At 58.5% G+C, this 14,146-nt stretch carries 10 protein-coding genes and 1 pseudogene; 5 read left to right on the top strand and 6 right to left on the bottom strand.

The features are described 5' to 3' along the window. Positions 1-55: 55 nt before the first annotated feature. Complete coding sequence (locus RYA97_RS25390; RefSeq protein WP_016980862.1) at positions 56-1,303, bottom strand: glycoside hydrolase family 68 protein; 1,248 nt, start codon at positions 1,301-1,303, stop codon at positions 56-58. Between the two features lie 898 nt (positions 1,304-2,201). On the opposite strand from RYA97_RS25390, the gene RYA97_RS25385 reads away from it, so the two are divergent. The 5 genes and pseudogenes from RYA97_RS25385 (at position 2,202) to cobA (ending at position 10,078) form a co-directional block, all read left to right on the top strand. After that, complete coding sequence (locus tag RYA97_RS25385; protein WP_002553050.1) at positions 2,202-3,413, top strand: nitrate/nitrite transporter; 1,212 nt, start codon at positions 2,202-2,204, stop codon at positions 3,411-3,413. A gap of 7 nt (positions 3,414-3,420) precedes the next feature. Then, on the top strand, positions 3,421-5,082 hold the full coding sequence (locus tag RYA97_RS25380) for a bifunctional protein-serine/threonine kinase/phosphatase (protein ID WP_046832689.1): 1,662 nt from the start codon (positions 3,421-3,423) through the stop codon (positions 5,080-5,082). Positions 5,083-5,359: 277 nt separating this feature from the next. Continuing rightward, a pseudogene (locus tag RYA97_RS25375) lies at positions 5,360-6,565 on the top strand (NAD(P)/FAD-dependent oxidoreductase); the annotation flags it as partial. A 20-nt stretch (positions 6,566-6,585) separates the two neighbouring features. After that, the gene (locus RYA97_RS25370; RefSeq protein ID WP_316893310.1) at positions 6,586-9,306 is read left to right on the top strand and encodes a molybdopterin-dependent oxidoreductase; all 2,721 of its coding nucleotides are present in this window, start codon (positions 6,586-6,588) and stop codon (positions 9,304-9,306) included. A 10-nt stretch (positions 9,307-9,316) separates the two neighbouring features. Then, on the top strand, positions 9,317-10,078 hold the full coding sequence (gene cobA, locus RYA97_RS25365) for a uroporphyrinogen-III C-methyltransferase (protein WP_005746075.1): 762 nt from the start codon (positions 9,317-9,319) through the stop codon (positions 10,076-10,078). An 87-nt stretch (positions 10,079-10,165) separates the two neighbouring features. On the opposite strand, the gene RYA97_RS25360 is transcribed toward cobA, so the two are convergent. The 5 genes from RYA97_RS25360 to RYA97_RS25340 form a co-directional block, all read right to left on the bottom strand. Beyond that, entirely contained in the window at positions 10,166-11,200 is a 1,035-nt protein-coding gene (locus RYA97_RS25360; RefSeq protein WP_002553044.1) for an OmpA family protein, read from the bottom strand. Positions 11,201-11,305: 105 nt separating this feature from the next. Beyond that, complete coding sequence (gene sigX / locus RYA97_RS25355; protein ID WP_002553043.1) at positions 11,306-11,896, bottom strand: RNA polymerase sigma factor SigX; 591 nt, start codon at positions 11,894-11,896, stop codon at positions 11,306-11,308. 82 nt (positions 11,897-11,978) lie between these two features. Next, a complete protein-coding gene (locus RYA97_RS25350; RefSeq protein ID WP_002553042.1) occupies positions 11,979-12,803 on the bottom strand; it encodes a mechanosensitive ion channel family protein in 825 nt (274 codons plus the stop codon). A 2-nt stretch (positions 12,804-12,805) separates the two neighbouring features. Further along, positions 12,806-13,054, bottom strand: coding sequence for a hypothetical protein (locus RYA97_RS25345; RefSeq protein WP_002553041.1), 249 nt, complete (start codon positions 13,052-13,054; stop codon positions 12,806-12,808). 86 nt (positions 13,055-13,140) lie between these two features. Then, positions 13,141-14,136 (bottom strand): zinc transporter ZntB, encoded by a 996-nt coding sequence (locus tag RYA97_RS25340; RefSeq protein WP_002553040.1) that lies wholly within the window; start codon positions 14,134-14,136, stop codon positions 13,141-13,143. Between the last annotated feature and the right edge of the window lie 10 nt (positions 14,137-14,146).

The following is a 14,146-nucleotide window of genomic DNA, read 5'->3' as shown; positions in this document are numbered from 1 at the left end:
AGAACGCCTGCTCGCACAGGCGTTCTTCCGCTATCAGGTTAATGCGTGCAGTCGGTCAGCTCAGCACCACGTTCTTCATCGCGGGGATGTAGCCGTAGTCATACACTTCCTGCACAAACGAGCGATCGCCCTCCAGTAGAATCCTCACCGTCGGTGCCTCGGTACCGCCAATGCGGTAATCCTCGCCAGAGGTGGGTACGCTGTCGATGAACGAGGTCACCAGACCGTTCGGCATCACACAGTGCGAGTAAGTCTGAAATGGCTGTGCAGGCGGATTGCCCAACACCAGGCCGGAAGCGTTCATCGGCCGGTAAGGCCCGAACAAATGCTCGCCGACAAACCCGTAAACACCATCCGGACCCGTAACACCATCGGCATAAGTAAACTTGTGGCTGATGGTGAACAAGTAATACTTGCCGTCCTGAAAGACATAATGCGGGCGTTCAGTCTGATCATTGACGCCCACTGCGGTGACCAGCGGCGGAAGTATTTCCCACTCATCACCACTGAGGTCTTTCGCAACGGCCAGTCCGATACAGCCGACTTGAAATCTGGCACCGCCTGTTTCCTCATGACCTGGCGGAACAGGACCAAGTTCTGCGGTGCCTACTGTATGCGTGCCGCGTTCGCCGGCGACATTGCCTTCAAAAACCATGTACAACTTGCCATCATTGGGATCAATAAACGGACTGGGGTCGCGAAAGTTCCAGGTCGAGTTCTGCGCTTCGGTTTGGTAATATTTGCCGTCGGCCTCGAACAGTGTTTTCACCTCCGTAAAGTCTTTCAATTCCACGCCCTTGTCGGACGTCACAATACGGCCACGTACTTTGGCAATTGCCGCCCCCGGCGTTACACAGGTGTAGTACAGGTCGATATCGCCTTTATCATTCAACAGTACGGGTGTGCCCGCCCACTCCCGGGTGGTTGGCGACACACCTTCGGCCATTACCCGGCCACCGAAGATCCAGTCCTTTCCGGTGCGCGAGTACCAGTAGCACATTCGTGCCCGGCCATGACGATCTTCCCAGTCACGCTTGATGTCATAGCGGCCATTGGCACCGACATACTGCGGATCGTCGGGGTGGCGGTCAGCCGTCAGCGTGACGATCACCGACCAGCCGTTGACTGAAACCACGGTGCCGTCAAGCTCGCGCAACGGCATGGTGTCCCAGATGAATACGGTATCACTCATGACCGGAAAATCCGGGCTTACCAGAGGCTGCGTGGTAGTCGGATCATTTTCATTGACCTTCAGCGCATCAGCTCTGGACCAGATGGTGGGTGCGTAATTGATGTTACTCATGATGATGTCCTTTATTGGCGCCTGCAATGAAGCGCGAAGAGGAAGACAGCCCGGTCGGCGCGGCTGTATTGCCGGGAGGTACCCGGGATCGGTGTTTCAAGCCCTTGGGGGCAACTGAAAACCGGAAAAAGAGCGAGTAGCCGATTACTTTTTAAAAAGTAAACATTTATCGAAATTGACAGGCAATTTGCAATTACAGATCGCCGTAGTGAAGAGTAAATTCATTTCCTGATGGATGAGCCGTGTTAATCACGGTGCAATGAATGCTGTCAGAGATACCGGGCAATGTAAATTAAATATTGAGACTGGTGTTATCGTACAACTTCAATAAACAGAACATTAATAAATATTAACACTTATTGATCATCGCTATTAAGACCGTCATACCAGCACATCAAAACAGCATCACAGTGACAGTACCTAATACCAAAACTAGTGGCACATGAAATAATAATAACGCCATTGAACTTTAATAAAGTCTTCAGTAACCACGCTTGATCTCGCACTGTCAGGCTGCAGGCTGTCGCTCGCGGCGCGCCCTGTTTTACGGCGCTTTGCTGACGAGCGCCCGCTTCAAGGTCACTGACCGGCCCTCGCCTGCTTCCCGGGAATCACCCAAACCCGCTCGCAGCTTGCAGCTAACCGCTTGCAACGCCATTGGCCCATCTCTTGCTTTAGCAATCGCACGGTAGCCAACGGCGGCTATCACCTTTTACGACAAAGACGTCGCTCATCTCTTTCCGCTCACGTGGACAGAGAGGCGACGTTTTTTGCGTTTTGGCCCCGGCGACGGGGCCGGTGGAGTCGCCGTCATTCGGAATACTCCACCACAGCGTCTGGAATACCCGTGTCGCGGTCATGGCCCGACTGACTAACTAGCAGATGATGAGGTGTACACATGGATACAAGCTTCTGGAAGGCAGGCCATAAACCGACCCTGTTTGCGGCGTTTCTCTATTTCGACCTGAGTTTCATGGTCTGGTATCTGCTTGGCCCGCTGGCGGTGCAGATTGCCACTGACCTGCACCTGACCACTCAGCAACGTGGCCTGATGGTCGCCACGCCGATTCTGGCGGGTGCCGTGCTGCGCTTTTTCATGGGCCTGCTGGCGGACCAGCTGTCGCCCAAGACCGCTGGCATCATTGGCCAGGTGATTGTCATCGGCGCACTGCTGGCGGCCTGGCAACTGGGCATTCACACCTACGGTCAGGTACTGCTGCTGGGCCTGTTCCTGGGTATGGCCGGTGCTTCATTCGCCGTCGCGCTGCCCCTGGCGTCGCAATGGTATCCACCGCAGCACCAAGGCAAGGCGATGGGCATAGCCGGTGCGGGCAACTCGGGCACCGTACTGGCAGCATTGATCGCGCCGGTACTGGCCGCCAGTTTCGGCTGGGGCAACGTGTTCGGCCTGGCGCTGATCCCGCTGGTTCTGACCCTGATCGCTTTCACGCTTATGGCGCGCAACGCCCCGGAGCGCAGCAAGCCCAAATCCATGGCGGATTACCTCAAGGCGCTGGGTGATCGTGACAGCTGGTGGTTCATGTTTTTTTACAGCGTGACGTTCGGCGGCTTCATCGGCCTGGCCAGCGCCCTGCCCGGCTATTTCAACGACCAATATGGCTTGAGCCCGATTACTGCCGGTTACTACACCGCTGCCTGTGTCTTCGGCGGCAGCCTGATGCGCCCTCTCGGTGGCGCGCTGGCTGACCGCTTTGGCGGGATTCGCACATTGACCGTGATGTACGCCGTTGCGGCCATCGGTATCGCGGCGGTGGGTTTCAACCTGCCAAGTTCGTGGGCAGCACTGGCTCTGTTCGTTGCCGCGATGCTGGGCCTGGGTGCCGGTAATGGCGCAGTCTTTCAGCTGGTTCCGCAGCGTTTCCGCAAGGAAATCGGGGTCATGACCGGCCTGATCGGCATGGCCGGCGGCATCGGTGGCTTCCTGCTGGCAGCGGGTCTGGGCACCATCAAACAGAACACTGGCGATTACCAGTTGGGCCTGTGGCTGTTCGCAGGCCTGGCAGTGCTGGCCTGGTTCGGCCTGCTGAACGTCAAGCGTCGCTGGAGAACCACCTGGGGTTCGGCGGCTGTGACCGCGGCGCGAGTCTGAACCGCCGATGACGCTGCAACTGCAGTTCGCTCAATTCAGCGCCAGCGGACCGCGCGCAGAAAATCAGGATGCTCTGCGCCTGGTGACTCCGGCCCCGACACTGGCTGCCAGCAAGGGCTATCTGTTCGCCCTTGCCGACGGCGTCAGCCAGTGTGCCGATGGCGCACTGGCTGCGCAGTCCACGCTACAGGCGCTGGCGCTCGACTATTACGCCACGCCGGAAACCTGGGGCGTGGCCCAGTCTCTCGACCGCCTGCTGCTGGCGCAGAATCGCTGGCTGCTGGCCAACGGTTTGCTGACCACCCTCAGCGCTCTGGTGCTGCGCGGACGACGCTTCACCCTTGCCCATGTCGGTGACTGCCGGGCTTATCGCTGGCAGGCCGGTACGCTAAAGCGCATCAGTGAAGACCACGTCTGGGAACAGGCCGACATGCAGCATGTGCTCAAGCGCGCGCTGGGCCTGGACCAATACGTGGTCATGGACTATCTGGACGGCGAGCTGTGTGAAGGTGAGCGGCTGTTGCTGGTCAGCGACGGTATCTGGGCAACCCTTGGCGATGCAAGCATCCGCTCGATTCTGACTGAGCAGGACGACCTCGATTCGGCGGTGAAAACGCTGGTCAGCGCGGCACATCTGGCGGGCAGCCAGGACAATGCCAGCGCCCTGCTGATTCAGGTCGACAGCCTGGGCGAAGACGACCTGGGTGATACGCTGCTGCAATTGCAGCAATGGCCACTGCCACCCGCGCTCAAGGCGGGCCAGATTTTCGAAGGCTGGACGGTTGGCAATATCGCGGCGCAGTCGCGCCAGTCCATCCTTTATCGGGTGACCGATACCCACGGCCAACCGTGGCTGCTGAAAACCCTGCCCGCCAGCCGACATGACGAATCGGGTGCTGGCCAGGGGTTATTGCTTGAAGAGTGGTTTTTGCGCCGGGTTGCCGGGCGCTTCTTTCCCGAGGTCCATCCGTTGGCAGACCGTCAGCACCTGTATTACGTGATGCGCGAGTATTGCGGAAATACACTGGCCGAGGTTTTCACGCGCAACGGGCCGCTGCCGCTGGCTCAATGGCAGGACCTCGCCACCCGACTGTTGCGCGCTGCGGGCCTGCTGCATCGGCGCAACATCATTCATCGCGATATCAAACCGGAAAACCTGCTGCTGGCAGATGATGGCGAACTGCGCCTGCTGGATTTCGGCCTGGCTTACTGCCCGGGATTGTCAACTGGCAACGCTGACGACTTGCCCGGCACCCCGAGCTACATCGCCCCGGAAGCCTTCAACGGCGCTGAGCCGCATCCGCAGCAAGATCTGTATGCGGCAGGCGTCACGCTGTACTACCTGCTGACAGGCCACTACCCCTATGGCGAGATCGAAGCCTTTCAGCATCGCCGCTTCGGCACGCCGATCGCCGCCAGCCGTTATCGACCGGATCTGCCGCAATGGCTGAGCCAGAGTCTGGACAAGGCACTACAAGCCGACCCGCACCAGCGTTACGAAACCGCCGAGCAGTGGTTGCTGGAAATGGAGCAGGCCGAGCATCGCCCGGTGGTAGCAAAACCGCGCCCGTTGCTGGAACGCGAACCGCTCAAAGTCTGGCAAACGCTGGCACTGATCTCGATGCTGCTCAATCTCCTCCTGGTGATCTGGCTCATGAGCCATCACTGAACCAGACCGCCCTGCTTCTGTGCAGCACGCCTCAACGCAGTGCAGAAATAGCCTGAGGCATCGACCGAAATCCCCTTTACGCAAGTGAATGCGAGTTGGCACAGGCGCTGCATGGTCTTGTGCAGATCATTCATAACGCGTAGCCCTCAACGATGAAGGCTGCGCCTCCCGATAGAACGGGACCGGACAAAGGCGTCCCCGTCAGGCAACTGGCGGGACGCCTTTTTTTGTTTGCGCGAAACGTGTCGAGCACGCGCTGCAGTGACTCGGAGGCAAGATGAAAAAACTCAAACTGGTGATGATAGGCAACGGCATGGCCGGCGTGCGCACACTCGAAGAGTTGCTGAAACTGAGCGAAGACCTGTATGACATCACGGTCTTCGGTGCCGAGCCACACCCCAACTACAACCGCATCATGCTGTCCCCAGTGCTGGCAGGAGAACAGAATTTCGAAGACATCGTGCTCAACGATCTGGCCTGGTACGAAAGCAACGGTATCCAGTTGTTGCTGAACCGTCGCGTGGTGAAGATCGACCGCATCAAACGCGTGGTAATCGCCGATGACGGCACCCAGGCCTCTTACGAGCGCCTGCTGATCGCCACCGGCTCACGACCCTTTATTCTGCCGGTTCCCGGCAATACGCTGGAAGGCGTCATCGGCTACCGCGACATCGGCCACACCCGTCAGATGATCGATACCGCCGTCACACACAAACGCGCAGTGGTCATCGGCGGCGGCCTGCTCGGGCTCGAAGCTGCCAACGGCTTGAGCCTGCGCGGCATGCAGGTCACTGTGATTCACAACGGCCAGACGCTGCTGGAGCGCCAACTGGACAAAACCAGCGGGCTGATGCTGCAAGCCGCGCTGGAAAAGCGCGGCCTGGGTTTTCGCCTCAACGAACAGACCGAAGCCTTGCTCGGCGATGATCTGGGCCGCGTACGCGCGGTGCAATTCAAAAGCGGCGAGGTGATCGACACCGATCTGGTGGTCATGGCCGCAGGCATACGCCCCAACACCGAACTGGCCGAACAGGCTGGTCTGCCCTGCAACCGGGGCATTCTGGTCAACGATACCTTGCAGACCTACGACCCGCGCATCTATGCGATTGGCGAATGCGTCAGCCATCGCGGCATCGCTTACGGGCTGGTGGCGCCGCTGTTCGAGCAGGCCCGGGTGTGTGCCAATCACCTTGCCCAGTTGGGCTTTGCCCGTTATCCGGGGTCAGTGACCTCGACCAAGCTGAAAGTCACCGGCATCGACCTGTTTTCCGCCGGGGACTTTCTGGGTGCTGAAGGCACTGAAAGCATCACCCTCTCGGACCCCATCGGCGGTGTCTACAAAAAGCTGGTGATCAAGAACGACGTACTGGTCGGCGCCTGCCTTTATGGCGACACCGCGGACGGAAGCTGGTACTTGCAGCAGATCCGTGATGGCCAGGGCATTGATGCCATACGCAATCACCTGATGTTCGGCAAACCCGCCGCGCCAGAGGCCGCCTGCGCATGACCAACCTCGCCATTCGGACCACTCGGGTGACCGCGTCCACCTGCTGCTATTGCGGCGTTGGCTGCGGCGTGCTGATCGAGCATGACGGGCAGAATATCCTCGGCGTCAGCGGCGACCCGAAGCACCCGGCCAACTTCGGCAAGTTGTGCAGCAAAGGTTCAAGCCTGCACCTGACCGGGGACATCGAAGCGCGCGCACTGTATCCGGAACTACGCCTGAGCAAAGGCCTGGCACGCAGCGTCACCGATTGGGACACCGCGCTGGAGCACGCGGCCAACGTCTTCGCCGACAGCATCCGCGAGCACGGCCCCGACAGCGTCGCATTCTATATTTCCGGCCAGCTGCTGACCGAGGACTATTACGCGTTCAACAAGCTGGCCCGTGCACTGGTCGGCACCAACAATATCGACAGCAACTCACGGCTGTGCATGTCTTCGGCTGTGGCCGGCTACAAGCGCAGCCTGGGCGCCGACGCACCGCCTTGCAGCTATGAAGACATCGAACTGAGCGATTGCGTGATGATCGTCGGCAGCAACATGGCGTACGCGCACCCGATTCTGTTTCGTCGCCTGGAAGAAGCAAAAAGCCGTCGCCCGCAGATGAAACTCATCGTCATCGACCCACGGCGCACCGATACCTGCGAACTGGCGGACCTGCACCTGGCGATTCAGCCTGGCACCGACGTTGCGCTGTTTCACGGCATCCTCCATGTGCTGATCAGTGAAAGCCTGATTGATCCCGAGTTCATTGCCGCACACACACAGGGCTATGAGGCGCTGTCAGTGCTGGTACGAGATTACCCGCCTGAACGCGTAGCAAACCTCTGCGGCATTACCCAGGAACAGCTATACACCTGCGCCAGTTGGGTGGGTGAAGCTCCGGGCTTTCTGTCGCTGTGGTGCATGGGGCTGAATCAATCCACTGCGGGAAGCGCAAAAAACAGCGCACTGATCAACCTGCACCTGGCCACCGGGCAGATCGGCCGACCCGGTGCAGGCCCCTTTTCGCTTACCGGCCAACCCAATGCCATGGGCGGACGTGAAACCGGCAGCCTGTCCAACCTGCTGCCCGGCCATCGCGACGCAGCCAATTCCGAACACCGTGCGCAGGTTGCGCACTACTGGGGTGTCGACAGCCTGCCCGCCAAGCCCGGTTTGTCGGCCATCGAACTGTTCGAACAACTACAAAACGGTACGATCAAGGCTTTGTGGATTGCCTGTACCAACCCGGCACAATCACTGCCCGATCAGAACAGAATCCGACAGGCGCTGGAAACCTGCCCGTTCGTGGTGCTTCAGGAGGCCTTCAAGACCACCGAAACAGCACGCTATGCCGACCTGTTGCTGCCTGCCGCCAGCTGGGGCGAGAAAGAAGGCACGGTGACCAACTCGGAGCGGCGCATCTCCAATGTCCGCAAAGCCATTGCGCCCCCCGGCGAAGCGCGCTCCGACTGGGCAATCACTGTGGACTTCGCCCAGCGCCTGCAAAAGCGCCTGCAACCCGATGCACCTGCGCTGTTCGATTTCCACACACCCAAGGCCTTGTTCGATGAGTTCAAAGGCCTGACGGCCGGGCGGGATCTGGATATGTCCGGAATCGACCGCCAGCTCATCGACCTCCATGGCCCGCAGCAATGGCCCTTCCCTCGCGGTGCAAGCGTGGGCACGCCACGCCTGTATACCGATGGTATTTTCCCCACTGACTCGGGCCGTGCGCAGTTTTTATCCGAGCCTTACATCGCCGCCAAAGAGCTGCGCGATGCTGACTACCCACTGACACTCAACACCGGCAGGCTGCGCGATCAATGGCATGGCATGAGCCGCACCGGCACCGCTGCGCGGCTGTTCGGGCATGTCAGCGAAGCGCTGTTGAGCCTCAACCCTCAAGACATGCAACGTTATGACCTGCAACCTGGCGATCTGGTCAAGCTGATCAGCCGACGCGGCGAGCTGTTGTTGCCCGTCGGCGGCGATGACAGTGTTGCCTGCGGTCAGGCCTTCTTGCCGATGCACTGGGGCGACCGGTTTCTCAAGGGCGGCGTAAACGCTCTGACTCAGCCAGCCTTCGACCCGATCTCGAAACAACCGGAACTCAAGCATTCCGGGGTCAAAATCGAAAAAGCTCATCTGCCCTGGCAGTTTTTCGCCCTTATCGAGGGCAATGTGCAGCAGCAAATGGAAAGGCTGCGTCCCCTGTGCGACGTGTTTACCTACCTGAGCATGGGCCTTGCCGGACGCGAACGTCCTGCATTGATCATACGCGCCGCCAGCGCCGAAGCGCCTGATCCGATGCTGCTGCAGCACATTGACCAGGTACTGGGCCTCGATGAAGGGCCAGTCATGGCTTATGACGACCCCAAGCGCTCAATTGGTAAGCGGGTGCGTATCGACAACGGCCGAATTACTGCCATCCGCCTGGCCGGTGAAACGCTTGCCCGACACTGGCTGCAGGCTCTATGGCTGGAAGAACGCATTGATGCTTCGCTGCGGCGCTGGCTGCTGGCCCCGCTCAGTTGCGAGCCTGGCAAAGACTCGACGCAGGCCTTCGACAAGACCTTGTGCAACTGCATGAACGTCAGCCAGAGCGCAGTAAAGGAAGGTATCGAGCGCGGCCTGGACCTGAATCAACTCAAGACACAACTGGGTTGCGGGACCCAATGCGGTTCCTGCGTGCCTGAAATAAAAAGACTGATCAACACCGTGGCGGTTACCCAATGAGGAGTGCAGCATGAGCGCAAAAGTATGGCTGGTGGGCGCAGGTCCCGGTGACCCGGAACTACTGACCCTCAAGGCAGTGCGTGCCTTGCACGAAGCCGACGTGGTGCTGATAGATGATCTGGTCAATACCGCAGTGCTTGAGCACTGCCCGAATGCGCGAGTGATCGCGGTCGGCAAACGCGGCGGTTGCCGTTCAACGCCACAAGCGTTCATCCATCGCCTGATGCTGCGCTATGTACGTCAGGGCAAATGCGTTGTGCGCCTCAAGGGTGGCGATCCGTGCATCTTTGGCCGTGGCGGTGAAGAGGCGCAGTGGTTGCAGGAACGCGGCGTCGCGGTGGAACTGGTCAACGGGATCACGGCCGGGCTCGCCGGCGCAACACAATGCGGCATTTCGCTGACCCTGCGCGGCATAAGCCGTGGCGTGACACTGGTCACTGCCCATACCCAGGACGACAGCAGCCTCAACTGGCAGGCCCTTGCACAAGGCGGAACTACTCTGGTTGTTTACATGGGCGTGGCAAAGCTGGCGGAAATTCGCGAGAGCCTGCTGGCTGGCGGAATGAGTGGCGAAATGCCGGTGGCGATGATCGAGAATGCTTCGCTGCCCTGGCAGCGCGAGTGCCGCAGCACGTTGAACGCAATGCAGCGCGACGCCAGCGCTTTCGAGCTGAAGAGCCCTGCCATTCTGGTGATCGGCGCGGTTGCTGCGTGCAGCAATGAGCTGCTGAATGAAACGCTGATTGATCACGCACAGCTGAGCGCTGGCTGACCGTGCCTCCTGAGTAGCGTCTGCCTGAGCAAATCGCAGGCAAAGAAAAGCCCGGCCTGAGCCGGGCTTTTCAGTACAAGCGGCTAATTACTTAGCTTGAGCTTCTACTTCTGCTTCTACGCGACGGTTAACTGCGCGGCCAGCTTCAGTTGCGTTGTCAGCAACTGGGCGGGATTCGCCGTAACCAACCGAGTTTACGCGGCTAGCGCCAACACCGTACTGGTTAACCAGAACCTGTTTAACGGCGTTTGCACGACGCTCGGACAGTTTTTGGTTGTAAGCGTCAGGACCGACGGAGTCAGTGTGACCTTCAACAGTGGTGGTGGTCTGTGGGTACTGCTGCATGAAGTCAGCGAGGTTCTTGATGTCGCCGTAGCTGTTAGGCTTGACTACGGATTTGTCGAAATCGAACTTCACGTCCAGCTCAACACGAACGACTTCGGCAACTGCTGGGCAGCCATCAGCGTCAACGGTAACGTTGGCTGGGGTGTCCGGGCACTTGTCGACGTTGTCGCACACGCCGTCGTTGTCGCTGTCGGAGCACACTTCAGCTACTGGAGCTGGTGCTGCTTCGACTTTCTTGCTGCCGCCGCCGAAGTTTACACCGATACCGACGCTAGGCGCCCACTCGGTGTTGCCTTGGTCGATGTTGTACTGAGCTTCAACGCCTGCACGGGCATAGAAGTTGTCAGTGAAGTACAGCTTGGCGCCGCCGCCGATGTTGGCGAAGGTAGAACCGTCACGGCCGTTGCGAGCGTCTTGACCGATGCTTTGGTCAGAGAAACCGGCAGACAGGTAAGGACGCAGCATGTCGCCTGGGTTGTTGAAGTGGTACAGAGCGTCCAGAGCGGTGTTGGCGCCCTTGATGTTCTTGCCACTGTCGCTACGGACGTTGTGGACTTCGTCGTAGCCCAGACGCAGTTCAACATCGTCAGTCAGGAAGTAGCCAACGGAGCCGCCGAACAGGTTGCCGTCGTTTTTGAAGTTACGATCGCTGTCGTAGTATTCTTTCTTGGCGAAGCCTTCGATTTCGACCGCGCCTTGGCCTTGAGCCAGAGCGCCGAACGAAGTTGCGGCAACAATAGTACCAATGGCCAAGCCCAAGGTGTTTTTCAGTTTCATCCGTTAAATCCCCATCTGATGATTATTAAGCAGTCCCACACAGGGGGACAACTCAGCGGCGAGTCTACCAGACCTTGCCAGTTTGTTAGAGATATTTGCACCGTATTAAGTTTCGGCGATTCCCGCAAATTTCTCTCGTAATTTATCTAAAGCCCGCTTGTAACGCATTTTCGTTGCGCTCAAGCCCATGTGCATGATGTCAGCAATCTCCTGGAATTCAAGTTCTGCAACAAAACGCAGGACCAGAATCTCCCGATCGATCGGGTTCACATACACAAGCCAGCGATCAAGTCCGCCCCGCTCTTCAGGTTTGGGCGTCTTTTCTTCCGACGCTTCCTCAAGTGGATCCAGACTCAAAGCGTCCATCAAGCGACGCTTACGCCGTTCCTTTCTGTACTGCGTGATGCATTCATTGTAGGTGATGCTGTAAAGCCAGGTCTTAAATTTAGATTTACCTTCAAAATTTTTCAACCCATACAACACCTTAAGCATCACCTCCTGACAGACATCGTCAGCATCGCGATCGTTCCCTAAATAACGTGCGCAGACGTTAAAAAGTGTTCTCTGGTAACGACGCATCAATTCTTCATAAGCCCGCGTCACATTGAATAGCTCAACATGGGCGCGCGCGACCAGCTCCTCATCAGAGAGCTCGCGGGGATCGTAGCGCGTCGAAAACGGTTGAGGTTTATTCAAAACAAATCTTGCCGACAGTCAGGTCAGTGTCCGCCACGGCCTGTATCGGCAACCTGGCGGCATACATTAGCAGGTTAGCCGCTTAACGGCTGCTTACTCTCTGCTCGAGAAGGATGCGGTTGGAAAACGACACCAGCTCCCCCTCGTCTGTCAGCAACGTTGTCTTGACCGTACCGATTTCCTCGATCTGACCTTCCGTATCGCCCACCCGCACCTGCTGGCCCACCTGAAACAGCTCACGAACGTAAATTCCGGCGATGATCTGCCCGGCAATCTCCCGACTGCCGAGGCCCAGGGCAAGCGCCACTGTCAGACCAACGGTAATCAAGGCAATCACAATAACGTGGTTCAGCAGGTCGGTCTTGACCTCAAGCTGGCTGATCGCAACCGAAATACTGATGATGATGACCAGACCTTGAGCAATTCGTCCCAGGCCGGCGGAGTAGTCGATACCTACGCCTTCGGCTGCGCCGCGTACCAGCCCATTGACCAGTTGCGCCAGCAGCACGCCGACCAGCAAGACCAGCGCCGCACCAAATACCTTGGGCAGGTACAGCGCCAACATGTCCAGCGTAGCTGAAACCCGCTGCAGCCCCAGCGATTCGGCAGCCGAGACGAGGAAAATCAGTAATACAAACCAATACACGATCTTGCCGATCAGCGTTGAGATCGGCACCTTGACGCCGGCGCGGCCGATGATCTTGGTCAGACCTGTACCACCGACCAGACGATCCAGGCCCAGTTTGGCCAGCAGCTTGGAAAGCAGCGCGTCGAGCAGTTTGGCGACGACAAAACCCAGCAGCACCACAACAAGCGCGCCGAACAGGTTAGGGATGAAATTTGCGACTTTGGTCCACAATGCAGTCATTGCAGCAAGAAGGCTCTGGGTCCAGAGATTCAATTCCATGCTCAATCAGCCTTATCGATAGAACGGGCACCCGGAATGGTGCGGCGAGAAACAGGAGAGACGTGGGCAGAGCCGTTGTTCACGGCGATCATCAGTGCCTCTGACCAACGGCCCAGCAACCCGAACAACACACCGGCACCGACCTGGCGATTGGCGGTTTTCAGGACGCGTCCCAGACATGCGTCATCATCCCGGCTGGAGGATGAAGAATTGAGCATGTCGCGTAAAGATTCTTCAAACGGATCGTGCATCAGGCACCTCACGTAATGTCAGTCAAAGACGCGACGCGAAAACAACAAGTCACACACGCCCATCAAAAACCCGGACAAGCCCACGCTTATACCCAGCGCAATCGCTTGAATAGCCACCACTGCCCGACGGCCAGCGCGACAATCAGCGAGCACGCCACCAGAAAGCCGTATGAACTGTCAGAACCGGGTATGCCGCCAACATTGATACCCAGCAAACCGGTGAGAAAACTCATGGGCAGGAAGATACCGGTAATGATCCCGAAACGGTACATGGTGCGGTTCATGTGCTCGCGCAAGCGCCTGTCTTCGGACTCCAGCAACAGCCCTACCCGCTCACGGGTCAGCTCGAGCTCTTCCAGATAACGCGTCAGGCTGTTGTTCAGCTCATTCCAGTAATCGGCGTCGTCATGGGCGAACCACGACAGTTTGATCCGCGAGAGCTGGCCATAAATATCGCGCTGCGGCCCGAGAAACCGGCGCAGACCGGCTGCGCGTCGACGAATATGCAGCAGCTTGCCGTGCTCGGGACTGTACCGTTCGTCGGCGTCGGTCTTTTCTTCCTCTTCATCGACCGATTCGGTGAGTTCGCCGACCAGATCCTGGACCTTGTCGGTCAGGTATTGCGCCAGGTACAGGATCAGCTCCGAGGCACTGGTGGGGCCTTTACCCTGCCCCAGCATCTCGATCAGTTCCTCAGTGGCCCGCAGAGGACGCAGACGCAGCGAGATCACCCGCTGAGCAGCGGCAAAAATGCGCACCGAGACCATGTCTTCCGGTTCGGCACCGGGGTTGAGGTTCACCCCGCGCAGAAACAGCAGCAACTCTTGCTCCGGCAACGGCAGCAGGCGCGGCCGGGTGTTCTCTTCAAGCAGCAGGTCGCAGGCAAATTCGCTCAGACCACTACCGGTACGCAGCCAGGTATGGGTCTGCGGATGACTGCGATCCCAATGCAGCCACAGACTTTCCTGCGGCTGCAGCTCAAGGTCCTGCAACTCGGTTCGAGCGATGAAACGCGCCCCGCCTTTACCGTCCAACACAAGGGCATGAACCAGCCCCCACTGCGCGTTTGCTTCATCGAACATGGATATTTCG

This window comes from Pseudomonas syringae group sp. 26L6 (assembly GCF_032587815.1).
GTDB lineage: Bacteria > Pseudomonadota > Gammaproteobacteria > Pseudomonadales > Pseudomonadaceae > Aquipseudomonas > Aquipseudomonas amygdali.
The sequence above is the reverse complement of the archived record's forward strand: the minus strand, read 5'-3'. Positions and strand labels throughout refer to the sequence as shown.